15 protein-coding genes and 1 tRNA gene are annotated in these 21,632 nt (G+C 71.6%); 11 read left to right on the top strand and 5 right to left on the bottom strand.

The window, feature by feature from the left end; translation table 11 throughout:
- Window positions 1–9: 9 nt before the first annotated feature.
- Together Q4V64_RS17620 and Q4V64_RS17625 are read left to right on the top strand one after the other, a co-directional pair.
- The gene (locus Q4V64_RS17620) at window positions 10–180 is read left to right on the top strand and encodes a hypothetical protein (protein ID WP_172628906.1); all 171 of its coding nucleotides are present in this window, start codon (window positions 10–12) and stop codon (window positions 178–180) included.
- 328 nt (window positions 181–508) lie between these two features.
- Window positions 509–590: transfer RNA gene (locus Q4V64_RS17625), tRNA-Arg, on the top strand.
- Window positions 591–665: 75 nt separating this feature from the next.
- Here Q4V64_RS17625 and Q4V64_RS17630 read toward each other — a convergent pair.
- On the bottom strand, window positions 666–2,366 hold the full coding sequence (locus tag Q4V64_RS17630; protein ID WP_124436375.1) for an alpha/beta hydrolase: 1,701 nt from the start codon (window positions 2,364–2,366) through the stop codon (window positions 666–668).
- 8 nt (window positions 2,367–2,374) lie between these two features.
- Entirely contained in the window at window positions 2,375–3,781 is a 1,407-nt protein-coding gene (locus tag Q4V64_RS17635; protein ID WP_124436374.1) for a phosphotransferase, read from the bottom strand.
- A gap of 68 nt (window positions 3,782–3,849) precedes the next feature.
- Between Q4V64_RS17635 and Q4V64_RS17640 the strand changes: the two genes are divergently transcribed.
- From Q4V64_RS17640 to Q4V64_RS17675, 8 genes are all read left to right on the top strand, one after another.
- On the top strand, window positions 3,850–4,926 hold the full coding sequence (locus Q4V64_RS17640; RefSeq protein WP_303708621.1) for an IS630 family transposase: 1,077 nt from the start codon (window positions 3,850–3,852) through the stop codon (window positions 4,924–4,926).
- A 242-nt stretch (window positions 4,927–5,168) separates the two neighbouring features.
- Window positions 5,169–5,339, top strand: a complete 171-nt coding sequence (locus Q4V64_RS17645) for a hypothetical protein (protein WP_172629362.1) — start codon at window positions 5,169–5,171, stop codon at window positions 5,337–5,339.
- Between the two features lie 309 nt (window positions 5,340–5,648).
- Window positions 5,649–6,065, top strand: a complete 417-nt coding sequence (locus tag Q4V64_RS17650) for a lasso peptide biosynthesis protein (protein ID WP_216377653.1) — start codon at window positions 5,649–5,651, stop codon at window positions 6,063–6,065.
- Complete coding sequence (locus Q4V64_RS17655; RefSeq protein ID WP_172629361.1) at window positions 6,049–7,533, top strand: hypothetical protein; 1,485 nt, start codon at window positions 6,049–6,051, stop codon at window positions 7,531–7,533. The genes Q4V64_RS17650 and Q4V64_RS17655 overlap by 17 nt, the downstream gene beginning before the upstream one ends.
- A gap of 14 nt (window positions 7,534–7,547) precedes the next feature.
- Entirely contained in the window at window positions 7,548–8,003 is a 456-nt protein-coding gene (gene adfB, locus Q4V64_RS17660; protein WP_124442170.1) for an actinodefensin-associated protein B, read from the top strand.
- A gap of 5 nt (window positions 8,004–8,008) precedes the next feature.
- Complete coding sequence (locus Q4V64_RS17665) at window positions 8,009–8,824, top strand: hypothetical protein (RefSeq protein ID WP_124442169.1); 816 nt, start codon at window positions 8,009–8,011, stop codon at window positions 8,822–8,824.
- Window positions 8,814–11,411, top strand: a complete 2,598-nt coding sequence (locus Q4V64_RS17670) for a prolyl oligopeptidase family serine peptidase (RefSeq protein ID WP_303710449.1) — start codon at window positions 8,814–8,816, stop codon at window positions 11,409–11,411. Before Q4V64_RS17665 ends, Q4V64_RS17670 begins: the two co-directional genes overlap by 11 nt.
- Before the next feature lie 3 nt (window positions 11,412–11,414).
- Window positions 11,415–13,313 (top strand): ABC transporter ATP-binding protein, encoded by a 1,899-nt coding sequence (locus Q4V64_RS17675; protein ID WP_172629360.1) that lies wholly within the window; start codon window positions 11,415–11,417, stop codon window positions 13,311–13,313.
- A 49-nt stretch (window positions 13,314–13,362) separates the two neighbouring features.
- On the opposite strand, the gene Q4V64_RS17680 is transcribed toward Q4V64_RS17675, so the two are convergent.
- Window positions 13,363–14,721 carry an NB-ARC domain-containing protein gene (locus Q4V64_RS17680; RefSeq protein WP_124442167.1) on the bottom strand — a complete coding sequence of 453 codons (1,359 nt, stop codon included), beginning with the start codon at window positions 14,719–14,721 and terminating at the stop codon, window positions 13,363–13,365.
- A 370-nt stretch (window positions 14,722–15,091) separates the two neighbouring features.
- On the opposite strand from Q4V64_RS17680, the gene Q4V64_RS17685 reads away from it, so the two are divergent.
- Entirely contained in the window at window positions 15,092–18,922 is a 3,831-nt protein-coding gene (locus Q4V64_RS17685; protein ID WP_124442166.1) for an XRE family transcriptional regulator, read from the top strand.
- Window positions 18,923–19,213: 291 nt separating this feature from the next.
- Here Q4V64_RS17685 and Q4V64_RS17690 read toward each other — a convergent pair whose 3' ends face one another.
- Window positions 19,214–20,470 (bottom strand): glycosyltransferase, encoded by a 1,257-nt coding sequence (locus Q4V64_RS17690; RefSeq protein WP_124442165.1) that lies wholly within the window; start codon window positions 20,468–20,470, stop codon window positions 19,214–19,216.
- An 18-nt stretch (window positions 20,471–20,488) separates the two neighbouring features.
- Entirely contained in the window at window positions 20,489–21,505 is a 1,017-nt protein-coding gene (locus tag Q4V64_RS17695; protein WP_172629359.1) for an alpha/beta hydrolase family protein, read from the bottom strand.
- Between the last annotated feature and the right edge of the window lie 127 nt (window positions 21,506–21,632).

Here is a 21,632-nt window from a genome sequence, read left to right on the forward strand (position 1 = left end):
GGACGCGTCATGGCCCTCTTGCTGTTTCTCCTTCTGGTCGCCGTCGTGCTGGGAATCATCGGGGTGGCGGCAGAGGGGCTGGGCTACCTGCTGATCATCGGCATTGTGATCCTTGTAGCTGCGCTGGGCCTCATCGCCGTCCGCTGGTCCCAGCGCACTGGTCACCGCCCCCTCCGATAACTAACGACACCCTGTTACTCCGTGGAAGCCCAGCCGTCGGGAGCCGTTCGGGGCCGACCCGCTCCCCGAGCCCTCCCCCACACCGCCCAAGACACACCGAACTCAACGCCCTGAACTGCGAAAATGCCAAACTGACAGGTGTCGATCACGCCCGATCCTCAGCCGGGACGAGAAGGTCGCGAGTTCAGAACTCGCAGCAGCGAGTGCAGCGGGTTCGAAGGGCCGCTCGCTGCACCGTCACGCACCCAGCAGTAGTCGGGGCCGGTTGGCCCGTTCCCGAGAACGCCGGAAAATACCCTGACAGCCGGTCAGGACAACGCGTAAGGGCAGGTCAGAGGCACAGCAGACGCGCCCCGGCCAGGCGCCTTCTAAGCGCTTGGCCGCAGGTTCGAGTCCTGCCGGGGGCGCCAACAGCATCTGTAGATGCTGTGACTTTTTCCCGCACCACCACTGCACACCCGCGGATCACCAAAGACGTCCGACGGTCACCCGAAGGGCGGGGCGTCCGCCGGGCACACCGTGCCGTCGGGGGGAACGTCGCCCTCGGTGAGGTACCGGGTGGCCAAGCGGTCCACGCAAGCGTTGAGCCCCATCGCGGTGTGTCCGTACATGTCGACGCCGAGCAGACGTGCGTCGGCGAGCCGGGCAGCCATGGTTTCGGCGAAGGAGTACGGAGTGACCGGGTCGAACCGGTTGCCGATGACCAGCGCGGTGCGCGCGACAGGACGGTCCCAGGGGCCGGTGTAGGCGCCGGTGTTGTCGCTCGCCCGCACGGGCCAGGTGGCGCAGGGCAGGGCGTCGAACGCCTGTGACCGCCCGAAGGTCGGGCTGGTCCGCTCCCATCGCTCCGCCAGCGCCGGCCACACTCCGGCGGGCAACGGGTACGGCTTCTCACCGCAGTTCACGGCATTGCCGGAGTCGTTGCCGCGATAGGCGGTCCTCTTTTCGGGGGCCACGTGGGCCGCACTCTTCGGACTCTCGGGCGCCACCTGGGCCGCACTCTTCGGACTCTCGGGCGCCACCTGGGCCGCACTCTTCGGATTCTCGGGCGCCACCTGGGCCGCACTCTTCGGGCTCTCGGGGGCCACGCGTGCCGCCCCCTTCGAACGAGGCGACGGCGCCTGGGAGACCGCGGCGTGGAGGGTGTGCAGCCAACGGGCCAGTCCTGACAGGTCGCCTGCCGACAGCCTGCCGAGCACCTGATCGCCGAAGCCGCCGAAGTCGACCACCTTGCCGTCCGGAAGGGTGAGTGGTCCCTGCCGCAGCCTGTGGCGGATCGCGTCGAAGGCCGCGGCGGGGGCTCCCCCGCCGAAGGCGCACCGGTCGGGTTCGCCCGCGCAGGCACGCAGGAACGCCGTCAGTACCTCTTCCGCGCCGACGGCCCGCTGCCGGTCGTACTCGACACCGTCCGTCATGCGCAGCAGGGGGTCGATGTTGCCGTCGAGGATCAGCGCTCCGGTGTGCCGTGGGAAGAGGTTGGCGTACGTGGCGCCGATCATCGAGCCGTAGGAGAACCCGGCGAAGTTCAGGCGCTGGGCGCCGACGCCCTGGCGCAGCAGGTCCAGGTCGCGGGCGACATCGGCGGTGGTCATGTGCGGGAGCAGGGGGCCGCCGTCGCGCGCGCAGGCGTCGGTGTAGGCCCGCTCGGCGTGCAGCGTCGCCGCCGTCTCGCCGGGGGTCAGCGGCGGTTCGTGCTTTCCGCCGAGCGCGGCGTCGGCCTCTTCCTGGCTGGTGAAGCACTTCACGGCCGCGCTCTGTCCCACTCCGCGCGGGTCGAAGCCGATCACGTCGTACCGTGCGAGGACCTCGGGGGTCAGGTATTTCTCCGCCCGGTAGGCGAAGTGCAGCCCCGACTGGCCGGGTCCGCCGGGGTTGACGAAGAGGGTGCCCAGGCGGTTGGCCGGGTCCTTGGCCTTGTGCCGGAGCATGACCACGCCGACGGTTTTCCCGGCCGGGTGCGCGTGATCGCGCGGCACCTGCCGCACCGCGCAGTCGGCGATGTCCGGGTCCAGCGGGGGCGCCGGCTTCAGCACCTGATCGCACGGCAGCCAGTGCACGCGCTGCTGCTGGCGCGGCTGCTCCGCGCGGGCGGTCGGCCCGGGGTACGTCAGCATGGTCAGGACGGCGGCGCAGGCTGCGGTGGTTCGGACGGTGCGACGGAAGGCCGGGGTGGGTCGGCTGGGCATGCGGCTCCTCAGTTCCCTCGTGAGTTCCCTCGTGAGTTCCCTCGTGTGGCGGACTCGGGTGTGCGCTCCCGCCCGGCGAGGCAGGCGCGCAGGGGTGCGGCGATCGCGCCCCGGTAGCGGCGGCGGATGTGCGGGGGTGCCCCGGCCAGCCGGTCACGCATGAGCAGGGCGCGGCTGACCGGGGCGACGGCTCCCGCCAGGGCGGCGCCTTCGCGCAACTCCCCCGGCGGTCGGTGTCCGGTCCAGGCCGTGAGGTAGCTGTCGAGGACCGTTCCGTGGGCCGCCGTCGAGCCCAGGGCGGCGGCCAGATCGCCGAGCAGTACGTCCAGTTGGAGGAAGGGATGGGCCAGCACGCTGTCGGCCCAGTCGAACAGCAGCGCCTCGTCACCGTCGACCCGGAAGTTGCCCCGCCACAGGTCGTGGTGGACGAGCGTCTCCGGGAGGCCGAGGAGTGCCAGCCGCGCGCAGTCACGGGCGAACCCGGGGACGAGGCGCCGCAGCCGTAGCGACTCCTCGCCGGCCAGCTCCCCCTGCTCGGCGGACGCCTGCGTGATCAGCTTCTCGAACATGTCCGGCAGCCGGGCGAGCCGGTGCGCGGGACAGCCGGTGGCGGCGAGCTGGGCCGTCCTCGCCGCCGAGTCCCGCTGTATCAGGCCGATTCGCCGGGCCACCCTCCCGAAGTCGGCGACGATGCGGGCCGCCCCTTCCGGACGGCGCACCGGGCCGAAGTCCGACGTCAGCATCAGACGCCCTCCGGGGTCCCAGGCCAGCACGGAGGGGACCGCTCCGGGGAACCACTCGGCCAGCAGCCGGGTAAGCCCGGGTTCGTGGCCGTGCGGTGGCGGGCTCGCCTTGAGATGGACCACGCCGGCCGTGGTCGGCAGCCGGAGCTGGCAGGACCAGGCCCGGAATCCGTCCTGTTCGGCGGGGCCCACGGTCTCGATGCCGAGCCCGCGCAGCTCCGCCACCGCCCAGGCGGTGGCCCTGGTGAACCACCCCGGGCGCTGCCAGGGCAGCCACTCGTCTCCCTGACCTCCGCCGCCCTCGCGGCGGTGTCGGCGCGCGGACCAGAGACCGAGCATCCGGTGGTGGGCGGGCAGGGCGCGGCGGGGATCGGCCAGCTCCGCCACGGGCGCCCAGCGTGCACCGGGGGGCAGGGCCGGGCCGGCGCTGTGCGTCTCGTGTACGAAGAGGTACGAAGGCGGCGCGTCCCTGTCGCCGCCGGGTGAGGTCTCCGGGGGGATCCGCAGGACGTCCAGAGTGCTGACCTCCACTCCGAAGCGGTGGCGGATCCAGGAGTTCACCTCGCCCGGCTCGGGGTGCCGGTGCTCGGGCAGTCTCCAGCGCGTTCCGCCGTCGAGGATCAGCAGACATACGGCGCCGCCGCGTTCCATGGGGATGGCGCTGAAATTCACTGATTTCCTCGCTAGTGTCGTGTGAATGAAGTCCTTGGACGATGAACTGGGGTGCGGTTGAATGGCGTATGCCTGTCGCCCTGCCGTTGGCCGTGTCCGATGCGGACCGTAAGGTTCTGCGTTCGTGGGTCCGCTCGCCGTCGTCCCCGTCGGGGCTGGTGACGCGGGCCCGGATCGTGCTCCTTGCCTCGGAAGGCACTTCGAACACCGAGATCGCGCGGCGGCTTGAGCTCTCCCGGCAGACGGTGGTGACCTGGCGCGGCCGGTACCGCTCGGCCGGCCTGTCCGGGCTGGAGGACCGGCCTCGCTCGGGCCGGCCCGGCACCGTGGACGAGGCCGAAGTGGTGGTGCGGACCCTGGAGGGCCCGCCGGAAAAACTTGGCGTGACCCACTGGTCCTCCCGGCTGCTCGCCGCCGAACTGCGCCTGTCCAACGTCGCGGTGGCCAAGGTGTGGCGCAAGTGGAAGATCCAGCCCTGGCGGAGCGAGACGTTCAAGTTCTCCACCGACCCGGAACTGGAGGCCAAGGTCCGCGACGTGGTCGGGCTGTACCTGGCCCCGCCGGAGAAGGCGGTGGTGGTCTGCGTCGATGAGAAGTCGCAGATCCAGGCGCTGGACCGGACCGCCCCGATGCTGCCGGTCCGGCCGGGCCTGGCGGAGCGGCGCACCCACGACTACGTCCGCCACGGCACCACCACCTTGTTCGCCGCCCTGGACGTCGCCACCGGGAAGATCACCGCCGACGCCTGCTACGACCGGCACCGCAACGACGAGTTCCTGCGCTTCCTCAAGCAGGTCGCCAAGGCCCACCCGAGGGTGAAGCTGCACGTGGTCGCCGACAACTACGCCACCCACAAGCACCCCCGCGTGAAGGCGTGGCTGGCGAAGAACCCGCGGATCACCCTGCACTTCACCCCGACCTCCTGCTCGTGGCTGAACCTGGTGGAAATCTTCTTCGGCATCATCACGCGCCAGGCCATACGCCGCGGCACCTTCACCTCGGTCGCCGACCTCACCGACGCCATCCGCCGCTACATCGACGCCTACAACGACCGCTGCCAGCCGTTCACCTGGACCAAGACCGCTGACGAAATCCTCGAACACGCCACACCCAAACGTCCAAGAACTTCATTCACACGACACTAGGGGTGAGGAGACACCGGATTTAAGAACGCCGGATTTGAGAACGCATTCACGATGTAAATCTGCGATTCACCGCCACGTCAATACTTCCGCGCAGTCCGTCCTGGCCGGGACAGTCCGGGACAGTCCGGGACGGGCGGCAATGCTTGCCGGATCGACGGAAGCGCTCCTAGCGTCATTTCCGACGAGAAACCGGATAGGGCGGTACGGGTGATCCGGCCGCCCGGGAATCGGAAGGAAAAGCCATGACGGGTGTTTCTGTTGCCGAGCGCATAGCTGCTGGAGGCCTTCAGCAGCACATGTTCTCGGAACCCACCGCGGTCGCCGAGGAGTGCAAGCGTCCCGGCCAGAGCTGCTGGTTCGACTCCGACTGCTGCGACCCGCGCTTCTGTGAGTGGTGGACCTGCCGCGCCTGAGCGGCCGGTTCCCCCACCTGAGGGAAGGAAAAGTCATGACGGGTGTTTCTGTGACCGAGCGCATTGCCGCCGGTGGCCTTCAGCAGCACATGTTCTCGGAACCCACCGAGATCGCTGAGGCGTGCAGTCCGTCCGGAGCGAGGTGCGTCTGGGACTCCGACTGCTGCTACGGGCTCATCTGTGAATGGTGGGCATGCGAGACGCCCTGACATTCACCGGTGCCGTCGGCGGCCGTTCGGTCGCCGACGGCACCACCGGGTCGGATTCCGAAAAATGCCTGGCGGAACATGACGGAAAAGGTGTGCGGGAATGGTGATGAATGTGTCGGCGCTGCTGCGATCGGCGCGCGCGGGAAAGGTGTTTCTGGAGTCCTCCCGGCGGAACGGCGGAAAATTCGAATTCGCCCCCTGGCCTCAGGCGGCCGCCCCGCGCTTCGGCCCGGTGGGACGGGCGCGGTCCGCCGTGTCCGGTCTGCGCGCCGTCGAGCGGTTGACGGTCGGCTTCCTGGATCCGGTGGAGGACGCGATCTACCTGACGGTCGGCCTGCGCCGGATGGGATTCCCCGCCTCGTTCCATCTCGGCAGGGAAGTGGCCCCGGCCGTACCGCCCGCGGGGTTCTACGCCTGGGTGCGGTGCGGCGGCGATGTCCTCAGCACCTCGCTCCCCGTGAAAGAGGAGTACGTCGAGATCTACCGGAACGCGCCGGAGGGTGAGCACAGTGCGTGACGTCGTCGAATTCACGGGCGGCCGGGTGAGCCGCAGTCGTCCGGCGCTGGCCGCCGAACCACTGGGCGCGAGCGGTGTCCGGACCGACGCGGCGTTCGAACTGCGACGGGACCTGCCCGGCCCGGCACCGCTGTACTACCGGGTCGGTTACGGCCGACTGGAGTGGAGCGGCGACCTGGCCGACTTCCAGGACGGCGAACCTCTGCCCCCTCCCGATCCGGGAGCGCTGCTCGCCATGGCCCTCGGATCCGCGCCCGCACCCGACAGCACCCCGTTGCCGGGCGTGCACCGGCTGGCCACCGGAGTGACGGTACGGCTGGACCGCGACGGCGTCCGGGTGAGCAGGCACCGGCCGGAGACCGCCACTACGCGGCGCACGCCCGTACGTGCCGCGGGCGAGGCCCTCGACTCGTTGTCCGGCCCGTACGCGATCTCCTACAGCGGCGGCCTGTCCTCGGCGTTCGTCGCGGTCGGCGCGGTGCGGGCGGGGCATCGGCCGCCTCTGGTGCACGCGGATTTCGGCGCCCGGTTCGGTGGGTCGGCGCTGCCCCGGATCCCGGAACTGCGGTGCGAGCGAGTGCCGTTGGACCTGCTGGAGCTGCTGGACCATCACCGGATCACCGGGGAGGAACCGTTCCCCCCGCTTCCGGACACCGAGGTGCCCCGGCTGCTGACCGAACGGCTCGGCGCCCACACCGGGCTTCCGGTGGTGAGCGGCGGGCTGCTGGACCCGCTGATGGCGGCGCGGCTGCCCGACGCGAGCCTCGGGCCGCGCAGTTGGCGGCTGCTGGCCTGCGAACCCTTTCACGTGTCCGGCACCCTGCGTTCGCTCGCGGAGGCCCGAGAGCTCTTCGACAAGGGCGTCGTACACGATCCGGACCGGGTGGCGGCCGACATCCCGGACAGCCAGCCGGTGAGCGCGCCTGCTCCGCCCTCGCCGACCGGCGCGGACCGGGTGCCCGGACTCACCGGCAAGGGCCGGGAGGCGTTCGACGCGGCCAGGCGCGGTTCGCTGGCGGTGTGGCGCGAGCACCTGGAGTTCCTGCCGTCCGCGATCGGCCGGGCGGACGCCGCGCTGACCGAGTACGGGGACGGCGGCGCGCACCTGCCGGCGCTGGACCCCCGGGTGCTCGCCTCGGTCGGTGCGCTGCCACCGACCCGGCTCGGCCGGATCCGGGGCGGCACCTTCCAGTCGCACGTTCCCATGCGCACGGCGGTGGCGGCGCACCGTGTCACCGGCGTACGGAAGAGCGCCCCGCGCTACTGGCTGCGGCTCGCGGCGGCCGAACACCTGCACCGCGAGCGGTCCAAGGTCATCGCCGAGCTCGAGCACGGAAGCGCGCTGGCGGACATGGGCCTGATCGATCCGACCGCTCTCATCGGCATCCTGCGGGACGGCCGTGACCTCAGCGCCCAGGCCCTGATCCTGCTCAGGATGGTCTGGCTCGACCGATGGCTGCGAGGTTGACCATGACCACGACCATGCCCACTCCTCCCACCGCCTCCCACGGTGGCGGGCCGCGGCTCGCCCCCCAGGTGCGGTTCACCCCCCTGCCGTTCGGCGGCGCCGTCCTGGTCCATGCCTCGACCCTGAGCGTGGCTGAATGCGGGGAACACGAGGCGCGCGTCATCGAACGCCTGCTCAGCCACGGGCTCCCGGGCCCCGACACCGGTCCGGCCGGCGAAGCGGTACGGCGTATGAGCCAGGAACTCGTGGCGGCCGGCTGGCTCGAGACCGCGCCGGCGGCCGTGCCCGCCGCGCATGACTCGGCGCCGCCCGCTCCGAGTGAACCAGGCGCGCCAAAAGCGGGTGAACCAGGCGCGCCCCCAGCGGGTGAGTCAGCCCCGCCCACGGCGCCCGACTCCGCCGTACGGGCCACGGACCCGTCAGCCATCACCCCGGCGGACACCACCGCGCCGGACACCCAACGGAGGTAGGTCCCTTGCGAGTCACCCTTGGCCGGACGCTTCGTCACCTGCTGCCCGACATGGCGGTCGCCGCGCTCGCCGGCCCTCTCGCGGTCTCCGGCATCGCCAAGGCGGTCACCCCCGCCGAAGATCTCGACTGGCCCGTCGACTCGGGTCCGCTGTCGGCGCCCGACGGCGCGAAAATCGTCGGTGCGGCCGAACTGGCGACCGCGGCCGTGACCCTCGTCGCACCCGGCCGGCTCGCCGCGCTCGCCCCGATGGGCGCCTACGCCGTCCTGACCGTCGCCGCCCACCGGATGAAGGGGGCGAAGTGCGCCTGCTTCGGAAGCGCGCGCCTGGCCGCGATCGGACGGACGCACGTCGGGGCGAACGCGGTGGCGTCGCTCGTCGCGGCCGCCGCGCTGGCGGCAGCCCCGGAACGCAGGCGCCTGGTCCGTGCGGGCACCGCCGTGCTCTCGTCCGCGGTCACCTACGGCGTCGTACGCACCCTCGACCGCCGGGCCGGGAAGAACTCAGCAGCGGCGGCGCAGGCTTGCCAGGACCCGGTGAGCTCCGTACGGCTCTACGTCTCCGACGACTGCCCCGCCTGCCGGTCCCTGAAGCACCTGCTGCGGTTCATGGAGTCGGCCCGCCGCGACGCGGTCAGTACGACCGTGGTGAGCGGCGAGGACGAACTCCCGCCAGAACTGGCCGACTTGGGGGTGCCGTGCGCCCTGGGACTGGACGCCCGGGGCGAACCGGTCTGCGCGCCCGTGTCCGGGATCGGCGGGGTGAAGGCGCTGATCGACAGTGTCACGCTCAGTGCACCGGGGGTCCGCCGTGCGGGCTGACACGGCGTGCCGGACCGCCCTGTCGTACGGGGACGCCTCCGGCCGTGACACCAGGTCCGGGGACGAAACCGTCGGGGACAACGAGGAGGCGGGCGACGCCATCCGGCACAACGAGCACGCGGACGGCACCCTCCGGAACACCCGGCCCGCGGACAGCCCCGCCCAGAACACCCGGCACGCGGACGGCACCGTCCGAAACAACGAGCACACGGACAGCACCCTCCGGAACACCCGGCCCGCGAACAGCCCCGCCCAGAACACCCGGCACGCGGACGGCACCGTCCGAAACAACGAGCACACGGACAGCACCCTCCGGAACACCCGGCCCGCGAACAGCCCCGCCCAGAACACCCGGCACGCGGACAGCCCCGCCCAGAACACCCGGCACGCGGACGGCACCGTCCGAAACAACGAGCACACGGACAGCACCCTCCGGAACACCCGGCCCGCGGACAGCCCCGCCCAGAACACCCGGCACGCGGACGGCACCGTCCGAAACAACGAGCACGCGGACGGCACCGTCCAGAACACCCGGCAGCGGGTCGACGCTTCGCCCGACCTGTCCGCGTGGGCACTGATCACGGCGCCCGTGCACCCGAGTCTCCGGGAAGCGCACCCGGACACAGCCCTCTGGGGCGAGTTGCGGGTCGACCCCGGGCTTGCGGGGCTCGACGTCGGACGGGCCCGTCCGATCCGGGTCGAGATCGGCTGCCGGGACGTCGAGGGCCTGTGGCGAGTGCCCGTCGAGGACATCACGCCGAGCGCGCTGGCGTGGCACCCGCGGCTGCCCCTGGTGGCCGGGCTGGCCATGCGCGGCCGCCACGCGCATCCGTGGATCGCCGACTACCGTGCGCATACGGTCGTGGTGCACGACCGGGTCCGGGCGGCCACGTCGCTCACCGGTCTCGGGGGCGCGGGGCAGCCGCCGCTCGTGTGGTGCGGTTCCGGGCTCGTCGTCCTCACCCCCGCGACGCCACCGCCCGCCCCGGCCGACGCCGGAGGGGAGCCGAGCCGGGCGGCCGTGACCTGCGAGGCGAACGGCCCCGGCTGGCTCGCGTTCCCCCAGGGCGTACGGGAGCTTTCGGCCCTGGCCGCCGTCCGGGTGACGGAGTTGCACCCCGACGGCGACGCCCCCCGGGTGCTCACCGGGCCGCTGCTGGTCCGGGGACTCGATCCCGCCCCGGGCGACGGACATCTGCTGGTCACGCACCTCGACGAGGAGGTCTCCCACTCCCAGCAGCTGCGCTGGGCCGCGTCGGTGGTCGAGGCCGGCCCGTCGGGGCGGGACGCCTGCGCGCGGCCGGTTCCACCCGGATCCCGTTGGGCCATTGGCGCCCCCGCCGTACTGGCGTGGCCCGACGACACCGACGACGACACCGACAGCGGCCGACGGATCCTGATGTGCCACGCCGCCGATCACGCGGCCGGTGACACCTCGAGCGTCCCCGTCTCCGTCCCCCTCCCCGTACCCGCTCACAGCCCGGCCCGGGAGTGGTGGCCCCTGTGGCACGACGGAGCACCCTGGGTGCTCGGCATGCAGGACAGCGGCCCGTACCTGTCCTCGCCTCGGCACACGGTCCCCCTCCCCGCACCCGCCGGCCTGCGGCTCGGCCACCCCTCCCCGGCCGAGGATCCCGCGGCCGGATTCCTGCTGGACTGCCGGGACGGCGAGGACAGGTACGGGATCGCGGCCCTGAACCCCGGAGGCCCAGGACGCCCCGGAGGCCCCGGACGCCCCGAACTCACCATCACCAGGGCGGCCGACCGAGACATACCGGCCGCGGTACGGGCCGTCCGCGCCTTCGGTGGACGGTCGGGCCAGGGGCTGGCAGTGGAGAGCGCCACACAGCACTATGCCGGGCAACGCGCCGCAGCGCTCCCGCACCAGAGCCGGCGTACGACAGCACTGACCCTGCTCGACGACGGCGAGACCACGGCCCGCGGCCCCCTCCTGCTGTGGCTCCGGGCACAGGAGCCCGGCACGGGCGGCGAGGCCACGCCGTGCCCCGGGGCAGGACCGGTCGCCCACCTGGACCTGCTACCCCGGTGGCCGGCCGACGCCACCGTCGGTTTCCTGCACTCCCAGATCACCGGCGCCGTCCGGGAGGCCCTGGACACGCTCGCCGAACACCGGCCCGGCCTCCTCGGCCGGGGTGTGGTCGTCGGCGGGCACAGTTTCGGCGCGAGCCTCGCGCTCCACGCGATGGCCCACGTCCCCCGGCTGGCTGGCGCCATCGTGCACAGCGGCTGCTACAACCGCACCCTCACCCCGGGCGGCTTCCAGTACGAGCGGCGCTCCTACTGGCAGGCGCCCGAGGTCTACCACGCCTTCAGCGCCCTGCTGTTCGCTCACCGGCTGGACCGGCCCGTCCTCATCGTGCACGGCACCCAGGACACCAACCCCGCGACGACGCCCGAACAGGCCGTCGGGCTCTACCGGGGCATCGTCGCCGCCGGCGGTCACGCACGTCTGGTGCTGCTGCCCGGCGAAGGCCACAACTTCCAGTACGCGGAGAGCCACCAAACCCTCGCGCATGAGCACAGGCGATGGCTGGATCGGTGCGCACGCACTCCGGAAAGGGTGTGACCCATGGCCGCTGAAGCGGGCGCGGCGAAGATCGGCACACGTGAGCAGATCGCCTGCCTGGCGTTCGCGGTACGGCTGGTCTGGCGGGCGGACCGGCGCCGCCTCATCGAGGTGGTCATCGCCCAACTCGCCTCGGCGCTGGGCATCATGGCCCTGATCCTGCTGGTCAGGAACGTCTTCGGAACGGTGCTCGCCGCCGGGTCCGGCCCCGGTGCGGGCGGCGGTCGGCAGGCGATCGTCTCCGTCGTCCTCATCGTCGCGATCGGTTCGCTGGGTGGCGTGCTGCGCCTGTTCAGTTCCTCCCGGAACCGGGTCCTGGCAGCCAAGGCCGACCGCCATGTCATCAGTACGGTGCTCGCCTCGGCGACCAGGGCGGAACTGGCGCGCTTCGAGGATCCCGTGTTCCACGACGCGTTGCAGCGGGCGGTGTTCGCCTCCCGTTCGCAGCCGACGATGGTGGTCGCCATGCTGGTCGCGGCCTCGCAGGCGGCGCTCACCGCCCTCGCCGTCGGCGCCGCCTTCGTGGTGATGGCCTGGTGGCTGCTGCCCGTCGCGTTCCTCAGCGCGCTGCCGGTGCTCCGGGCCGCCCGCGCCGAACGCAACGCCGGATACGGACTGCACCGCAGGCTCGCCGAGGACCGCAGAGTGCGCCAGTACGTGGAGCAGTTGCTCACCGGCAGGGACGGCGCCAAGGAAGTGCGGGCACTGGACCTCGGCCGGATCCTGCGCGCCAGGTGGGACGCGGAGTACGAGCGCGAGATCGACGACATCGTGTCCTGGCAGCGGGGTTATCTGCGGACGCGGATCGCGGCCCGGCTCGGATCGGACGCGATGATCCTGGCGATCATCGGCTCGGTCTGGTGGCTGATCGGCTCCGACGTGGTCAGCCTGCCCACCGCGGTCGCCGCCGTCACCGGCCTCTTCCTGATGACCAGCCGGGTGCAGGCGCTCGGCGCGCTCCTCAACGGAATCGGCGAATCGCTCTTCTACCTCATGGATCTGCGCACCTTCGCGGCCGACGCCGACAGCGAGGCCGACAGCGAACCGGTCCCGCCCCCGCCCGGCGGACCCTCCGGCGACGGATTCACCGGGCTGAGCGCCGAGTCGATCGACTTCACCTACCCCGGGTCGCCCCGACCGGCGCTGCGCGATGTCACCCTCACCGTGCGCAGGGGCGAGTTCATCGCCCTGGTCGGCGAGAACGGGTCGGGCAAGACGACGCTGGCCAAGATCCTCGGCGGGCTGTACCCGCCGGACAGCGGTCGCCTGGTACTCGACGGCACACCTGCGCCCGATCCGGCCCGGCTCCGTGAGACCTGCGCCCCGGTCTTCCAGGACTTCCTGCGCTACAAGTTCACGGCCGGCGACTCCATCGCCTTCGGCCGCGCCGACGTCCCGCCGGACACCGGCGCGATCGTCGCCGCGGCCGAGCGGGCGGGCGCCCACGCCTTCCTGGAGCGGCTGCCGCGCGGCTACGACACCGTGCTGGGCAAGGAGTTCAGCGACGGCTGCGACCTGTCGCTGGGCCAGTGGCAACGCCTGGCGCTGGCCCGGGCCTTCTACCGGGACTCGCCGTTCCTGATCCTCGACGAGCCGACCGCCTCGCTCGACCCGCAGGCGGAGGCTGACCTGGCCGACCGCCTGCGGGCCCTGTTCGCGGACCGCACGGTGCTGCTGATCTCGCACCGGTTCTCGGCGGTGCGCGGCGCCGACCGGATCTACGTCATGGCCGGCGGACGGGTGGTGGAACAGGGACGGCACGAGGAGCTCATGGCCGAGAACGGGACATACGCACGACTCTTCCGGCTCCAGGCCCTGCCCTACCACGACGACAGCGCCAAGGCCAATGCCGACAACGCCGACAACGCCGACAACGCCGCCCGAAGGCTGAGCCACCGCTGAACACCGTCCGCAGCCCCGCCGCCCCGCCGCCCCGCCGCGCCGCCGCGCCCTACCCCGCGGATTCCTCGACCATGGCACGTTCGCGAGCGTAGAGCCGTACGAGATCGTGCATCCGGTACCTCGTACCGCCGACGCCTTCGGCGGGCACTGCGGCGAGCAGGCTGGCGTCGACGAGCGCTTCGAGGTGGGTCTCGGCCAGGCCGACCGGACAGTCCAGCAGCACTGCGGCGTCCCCGGCGGTGAAGTGCGGCACCTCCAGCAGCCCCAGCAGCCGGAAGGTCCGCCGGGTGGCGTCCGGCAGTGCCGCGTACTCCGGCTCCAGGCTTTCGCGTACGGCGAGGTCGCCGATGGTCAGCTCGTCGAGCCGGCGCTGTTCGTCCCGGAGCAGGCCCGCCAGCCGGCCCAACGGCCACTGCCGTCGGCAGGCCAGCCGGGCGCCGGCGACCCGCACGGCCAGCGGGCACTGTCCGCACAGCCGGACGATGTCGGCCGCCGCTTCGGGTTCCGCGGCGACCCGGTCCGCTCCGACGATCCGCGCGAGCATCTCCACGCCGTGTTCCGGTGGGAGCGGGCCCAGCTCCACGGACCGCACTGCCCCTATCGAGGTCAGCCGGTGCCTGCTGGTGACCAGCACCGCCGGGCCGCCGACGCCGGGGAGCAGGGGCCGGATCTGACGCTCCGAGGCGGCGTTGTCCAGCACGACCAGGATCCTGCGATCGGCCGACAGGGTGCGGTAGAGGACCGCGAGTTCCTCCACCGAGTCCGGTACGGCGGCCGAGCCGGGCACTCCGAGGGCGCGGAGGAAGCGGACGAGCACCTCCCCCGGCTCGACCGGCGCCGCGTTCGCCCCCCGCAGATCGACGAACAACCGGCCGTCGCTGAACCGTTCGCTCAGCTCGTGCGCGGCGTGCACCGCGAGGGAGGTCTTGCCGACCCCGGCCATGCCGGAGACCGCCACCATGGGCACCACACCGTTAGGCGTTCCGCTCGCACCGGTCAATTCTTCTTCCACTGCCTGTAGTTGGGCTTCACGGCCGGTGAAGTCGGCGATGTCGCTGGGCAACTGGGCCGGAACCAAGGGCACGGCGGGCACTTCCGCACCGTGCGCTGCGGGCGCCGCGGGCGCGGCGCAGGCCGCCGCTATGCGCTGCCTGGCGCCCAGCCACGGCTCGGGGGTCAGACCGCAGGCCGCCACGTAGGCGTGTACGAACCCGGCGCGGGGCAGCGCGCCACGGCCGAGTACGGCGGCGGTGGTGCTCCGCGCCAGATGCAGTCCGTGCCGCTGGGCGCGGACCTCCAGCTCCCTGTACGTCAGCTCGGACCAGGCCCTCAGCCGCCGCAGCAGCCGGACGAACTCCTCCGGTGTGCGGGCCTCGTCCGGGCTCGGCAGGACATTGCTCTGTGCCATGTGCTTCTCCCCGTGGTGAGCCGGCCGCGTGCGGTCCCGGGCTCACGGCTCGGGGCGGCCGACGACTGCGCACGCCGTGCGGCGCCGGGTCCGGATCCCATGCCAGGGGCTGGACCCCCGTCCTGCCCATGCCGCCCGTCCCCGTCGCCGTTCGGCACTATCTGTACGACGTCAGGTCTAGCCGGTCGGCGTTGTTCGGCATCGGGGAACGGACGACGAACAAACGGACGCCGAACAACCGCGAGCGCGAGATCGAAGGCGCGCCGTCGCGTTCGGAACCCTGGTGCCCATCGGACAAGTCCTGAAGAATGTGACGTCACCGCGCTGGTGACGACCTGTGGGAAACGGGGAACTACGGGGAGGTGCGGCGATGCCGCGCGGAGAACGACCGCTGGAGGCGGGGGACGGTCCGTTGCTGGCGTTCGCCGCGGGGCTGCGCCGGCTGCGGCAGAAGGCCGGCAGTCCGCCGTACCGGAGCCTGGCGGAGAAGGCACACTACTCGATCTCGACCCTGTCCTCCGCGGCGTCCGGGCAGCGGCTGCCGACGCTGGCGGTGACGCTGGCGTACGTGCGTGCCTGTGACGGGGACGTGCGGAAGTGGGAGCGCCGCTGGCGGGAGGTGGCCCAGCAGCTCGGCGAGGAGGATCCCGATCCGGCTCGGGAGGAGGAGTCCGGCGCGCCCCCGCCGTACGCAGGTCTGCGGCCGTTCCGGGAGCGGGACGCGGAGTGGTTCTTCGGCCGGGAGCAACTGGTGGACGAGCTCGCCGGGCGGCTGGAGCGGCAGCGGTTCGTGGTGGTGATCGGGGCCTCGGGTTCGGGCAAGTCCTCGCTGTTGCGGGCGGGGTTGGTGCCGCGGCTGCGGTCCGCGGGGACGTCGGTGGTGGTGTTGACGCCGGGGCCGCGGCCCCTGGAGGAGTGCGCCGTGCGGCTGGGCGGGCCGGCAGGGGTTACGCCCGGCGGGCTGTACGGGGAGTTGCGGGAGGATCCGGAGAACCTGGGCCGCGTGCTACGGCAGATCACCGCGCGTTCCGAAACCGGCGACGGCGGCGACGGCGACGGCGACGTGGTGCTGGTCGTCGACCAGTTCGAGGAAACTTTCACGTTGTGCCGGGACGACGCCGAGCGGGACCGCTTCGTCGAGGCGCTGATCACCGCCGCCTCGGCCGAGGCGGGACGCTGCCGGGTGATCCTGGGCGTGCGGGCCGACTTCTACGCGCACTGCACCCGCAACGCGCTGCTGGTGACGGCGATGCGCGACGCGCAGGTGCCGGTCGGGCCGATGAGCCTGGACGACCTGCGCCGGGCGGTGGCGCAGCCCGCCCGGCAGGCCGGGCTGACCATCGAGGGTGCGCTCCTCGCGACATTGACGGCGCAGGCACACGGCCAGGTCGGAGTGCTGCCGCTGCTGTCGCACGCCTTGCTGCAGACGTGGCGGCGACGGCGGGGCAACGCCCTCACGCTGGAGGCGTTCGAGGCGGCGGGCGGCCTCGAGGGCGCGCTGGCGCGCACCGCGGAGGAGTTCTACCAGCAACTGGACGCGGAGCAGCGGGAGCTGGCCCGCAGCGTGTTCGTGCGGCTGACCGCGCTGGGCGAAGGCACGGAGGACACCCGGCGGCCGGCCCGCCGGGCGGAGCTGGAGGGCCTGGCCGGGGCGGACGACGGTCGCGTCGGCGCCGTACTCGATCGCGCGGCCGCGGCACGGCTGCTGACGCTCGACCACGAGCAGGCGGAACTGGCCCACGAGGCGCTGATCCGGTGCTGGCCCCGGCTGCACGGCTGGCTGGCAGAGGACCGCGAGGCCACCCGGACCCTGCGCCGGCTCACCGACGCGGCACAGACCTGGGAGTCGTTGGGGCGGGATCCCGGCGCGTTGTACCGCGGCACCCGCCTCGACATGGCCACCGCCCTCGACCACGCCTCGTTGTCCGGGCAGGAGCGGCGGTTCCTCGACGCGAGCTTGGCCGCTCGGGCGGCCGAACAGGCCGCCGCGCGGCGCCGCACACGGTTTCGACGCGGGGCGGTGGCGCTGTTGAGCGTCCTGCTCGTGCTGTCGAGCATGACCGCGTTCCTCGCCGTGCGGGCGCAGCGGATCGCGGACGTGCAGCGCGACGCCGTCAGTTCGCAGCGAGCCGCCGACAGGGCCGCGGCGCTGCGGACGCTCGACCCGGCTCTGGCCGCGCAGCTGGGTCTGGCCGCCTACCGCCTGTCACCCACCGAAGAGGCGCGTGGCAGTGTCCTGAGCACCTTCGCCACCGCGTACGCGACTTCGCTGACCGGGCAGACCGGCATGGTCACCACCATGGCGTTCGGCGCCGACGGCCGGGTCCTGGCCACCGGCGGCACCGATCGGACCCTGCGGTTGTGGCAGGCCACGGATCCTCATCACCCGCGCGCGCTCGGCGCGGCCCTGCGGCCGGCGAGTCCGCCTCGTACGGTCGCCGTCAGCGCCGACAGCCGACTCGTGGCCGCGGGAGGCGAGGACGGCACGGTGTGGGTGTGGGACATCGGCGACGCACGGCGGCCCCGGCTCGCGGCACGCCTGCCGGCCGATGCCGGTGCGATCGTCTCCCTGAGGTTCGGTCCCGGCGGGAGCACCTTGGCGACGGCCGCCCGCACCGGAATCCGGCTGTGGCAACTGACGGATCTCCGAAAGCCGCGCACCCTCGCCGTACGGCACGTGCCCGCCGACGTGACCGGGGCCGGTTTCACCCCGGACGGCCGGACGCTGGCCACGGGCCATGCCGACCGTACGGTTCGGCTGTGGGAGACGGCCGGGTCGGACGGGCGGGTGCGCGAGCTGTCGGCCGTGGACGAGCCCGGCGGCCAGGTGAACGCGCTGGCGTTCGCCCCGGACGGGCGCAGGCTGGCGACCGGGAGCACCGACTTCGCGGTGCGGCTGTGGGACGTGCGCAGCCCGCGCGACGCCCGCGTGGTGGAGGTGCTCAAGGGGCACACCGACGCGGTCAACACGGTGGGCTTCAGCCCCGACGGCTCCACGCTGGCCAGCGGCAGCACCGACGCCACCGTACGCCGGTGGGAGGTGACCGGTTCCGGTCCCGCCCGTGAACTGGCGGTCTTCACCGGCCACACCGGCAGTGTCGGATCGCTGGCCTTCAGCCCGGACGGCCGTGCGCTGGCCACGGGCAGCGAGGACCAGACCGCGCGCCTGTGGGACCTGCCCGGTCCGGCCCTGACCGGCCACAGCAGTTCGGTCTACTCCGTCGCCTTCAGCCCGGACGGGCGTCTGCTGGCCACCGGAAGTTACGACCGCACGGTGCGCCTGTGGCCCCTGGCGGACGGACGCCGCCCCGGGCGGCCGGACCGGCTCACGGGCCATACGGGTCCCGTCAACTCGGTGGCCTTCCGGCCGGACGGGCGCACCCTGGCCAGCGGCAGCGCCGACGGCACGCTACGGCTGTGGAGCACGGCAGCCGCACAACACCCCCGCCTGCTCGCTGCCATTCCCGGCCGTATCGGCCACGTCAACTCACTGGCGTTCAGCCCCGACGGCCGCACCATGGCCACCGGCGGCGAGCAGGGCTCCGTACGCCTGTGGGACACGGCGGACGTACGGCGTCCCCGTCCGCTGGCCGCACTGCCGGGTCCCGGCGCGGTGGACTCCGTGGCGTTCGCCCCCGACGGCCGCACCCTGGCCGTGGCCGGCCGCAACCACACCGCCGTGCTGTGGAACGTGACCGACCGACACCACCCCACACAGGGGGCCGTCCTCAGGGGACATGCCAGCGCGGTGAAGAGCGTCGCGTTCAGTCCCGACGGCCGGACGCTGGCCACCGGCAGCGAGGACCGCACCATACGGCTGTGGGATCTCACCGATCCTGACCGTCCCGTCCTGCGGAACCGGCTCACCGGCTACACCGACGGCGTCATGTCCGTCGCCTTCGCCCCGAACGGCCGGACGCTCGCCGCCGCAAGCTCGGACCACACCGCGCGGCTGTACGACGTGAGCGGCCGGGGCGCCCCGGAACGGGCCGTGCTGTCAGGCCACACCAAGGCCGTCGACACGCTCGCCTTCAGCCCGGACGGGGTCCTCGCCACCGGCGGTGAGGACTGGACGACGCTGCTGTGGGACCCGGACGTCCAGCGCGTCGCCACCCGCATCTGCGACACCGCCTCCCCCGCCATGACCCGCGCCGAGTGGCGGCAGTACTTTCCCCAGCACGCGTACCGGCCGCCCTGCTGACATGCCGACGTGTCATCAGGGCATCGGCCCGGATCGCCGCCTTGGGCAAGGGACAAAGCGCCCCCCGTCCGGTGATGTCACCGACCGCCCACAGCCCGTCCCCGGGCCGGATCTGCCCGTTCGTGGGCACGGCTGACGCGCTAAGACTTTTGGATTCCCACCGGGTGCTGGTCGAGGACCCGACCCACTGGCGCGCCGCCGAGATGATGTGCCCGCCCGCACTGCGGCCCGCCGTGCCGTCCTGCCGGCCGGAACACCACCGGGGCACGGATCGGGATCACCGGGGATATCTCAGCCATTACTCGGGGCAGACCACAACTGATTCAGGACTTGGCAGGCTCGGGCGGTGCCGTTCTCGGCTTCCAGGGTCTGGCCGAGCCGACGCGCGGTCTCCGCATAAGGAGAGTGCCGGGTGAGGGCGTGCAGGCGTTCGGTGAGGGCGGGAACGGTGAGATCACGGGCTGGTAGAGGTGGTGGCCCCGCGCCCAGCTCGCGCACCCGCGCGGCCCAGTAGGCCTGGTCGCCGAAGAACGGGCAGACCAGTGAGGGTCTTCCGGCACGCAGCGCTGAGGCAGTCGTGCCCGCCCCTCCGTGGTGGACGACGGCGGCCGTCCTGGGAAACAGCCAGTCGTGGGGGGTATCGCCGACCACGAAGATGTCGTCTTCGCTGGTGGCGGGATCTCCGGCCAGCACTCCGCGCAGTTCTGCTCGTCGCAGCGCCCTCCGTACCAGGGTGTCGGTCGCTTCGGGGTCGCTGGTTTTCATGCTGCCGAATCCGACGTAGACGGGCGGGGGCCCGTCGGCCAGGAAGGCGAGCAGTTGCCGCGGGGGTTTCCACCTCGGTCGGTCGTGGTGCCAGAAGCCGGTGACGTGGACGTTCGGTCCCCAGTCGGACGGCCGCGGTACGAGGGTGGGACTGAACGCACAGAGCACGGGGGCTCGGCGAACCTGCCGGAAAGGGGCCGACAGGGACAGCTCCGGGAGGCCGAGGTGCTCCCGGCGCCACGAGTTGATGAAGTGACGGCAGACAAGCCAGGACCCGAGGTCGACCGCGTCGAAACTGAGTCGGTTGCCCAAGGCCCCCAGCATTCGGGCAGCCGGTGCGAACGGGTGCGGAAAGGTCTTCGTGGGCTGGCTCGGTTGGAAGTGGATGATGGCGTGCGGGACTTGGAGGTACTGGCTCAGGTGAACGCCGAGGAAGCCGAAGGTGGGTGCCAGAACAAGGTCGGCTCCCTTCGCGCCGACCTGTGTCTCTTCCAGCATCGGCATGAAGTGGGGTCGCAGGACTCGGTCGATTCGGCGGATGAATGCCACCGGGTTGCTTCGGCCGGCGAGCAGTTCTTGCCCCTCGGCGGACTCGATGATCTCTGCGGGGTCGGCCGGAAGGGGATGGAAATTCAGTCCCGCTTCGGCAATCAGATGCTGATAGCGCATGCTGGCGAGGACCCTTGCCGTGTCGCCCTGACGGGTCAGTGCTCGGCCCAGCGCCAGGCAGGGCTGGACGTCGCCGCGGGATCCCGCGGCGAAGATCACCACTGTTCGCCCCATGGCGTTGCCTCTCTCACGCTACTGGAGTGACTCCATGACCGTGGGCCAGATGCTATGCAGCTCCTTTTGCCAGTAGGGCCAGGAATGCGTCCCCGGCGAATAGATGTGCGCCGAGACCTCGACGCCCTCCGAGTAAAGCGCGGAAGCGAATCTCTTGATTTGCTCCGGCAGCACTGCTTCGCCTGCCACGCCTGCCAGTAGCACACCGAGTGAGTGACCCTGGTCCATAGGTCCAGGCATACCATTGCCCACGGACAGATGGACCCGCATTCCGCGAAAGGAACGTGGCATGGCAGCGGGGTTGTGGGCTTGCCATACTTCGGCGTCCTCCACCGGGTCGCCCCAAACCTGTTTGATATCAGTGCCTTCCCTCATGGAGCTGACTCCGATGATCAGGCGCACAAGAGGGTCGTCGAGATCCGTGTAGGAGCTTATGGCCGCCACGTACCGAAACATCCCGGGGTGGCGTGCCGAGTAGTTGAGTGCGCCGAAGCCTCCCATGGACAGTCCCATGATCGCCCGCGATGGGCCGGCACGATACTCCTTCTCCATGAGCCGCACGAGTTCGCTGGTGTGGAATGTTTCCCAGCGGGGCGTACCGGCGAGCCAATCGCTGTAGTAGCCGGACTTTCCGCCGTCGGGCATCACGATGAGCACGTCGGAGTTCTTCGACAGTGCCTCCACATCCGTCTCGCGCGTCCAAGACGTGTAGTTGTCTTCGCCGCCGTGGAGCATGTACAGAACTGGAAAGGAGGCGTTTGGCCTTGTGCTCCAACTCTCGGGGAGAATGACGCGCACAGGGACAGACGCACCCATGGCCGGCGAACTGACCGTAAGGTCGCGCATTCGTTCGCCGAGCGTTTTCACTGCGGTGATACGAGCGTCTCGGCCATCGGCCCAGGAGGCGCTGTCCACCCTCCGCTCAGCCGCATTCGCCTGGGTTGAGAGCAGAGCGGCGACGAGTGAGAGACACACCAGGAAGAACTTACCGGTGAATCGAGAAAGGCCGACGAAACGATCGACGACGGACGACATGGGCTGCGGTGACTCCTCGGGAAGGAATAATCTCAAAAACAGATCATGTAGAAATGTGCTGTTCATTACCAGAGGACACGCCGTCCAGGACCCGTTGCTGTCACAGCGTCAGCTCACCCCGCGCCGG

It is taken from the genome of Streptomyces sp. NL15-2K, from assembly GCF_030551255.1.
Taxonomy (GTDB): Bacteria; Actinomycetota; Actinomycetes; order Streptomycetales; family Streptomycetaceae; genus Streptomyces.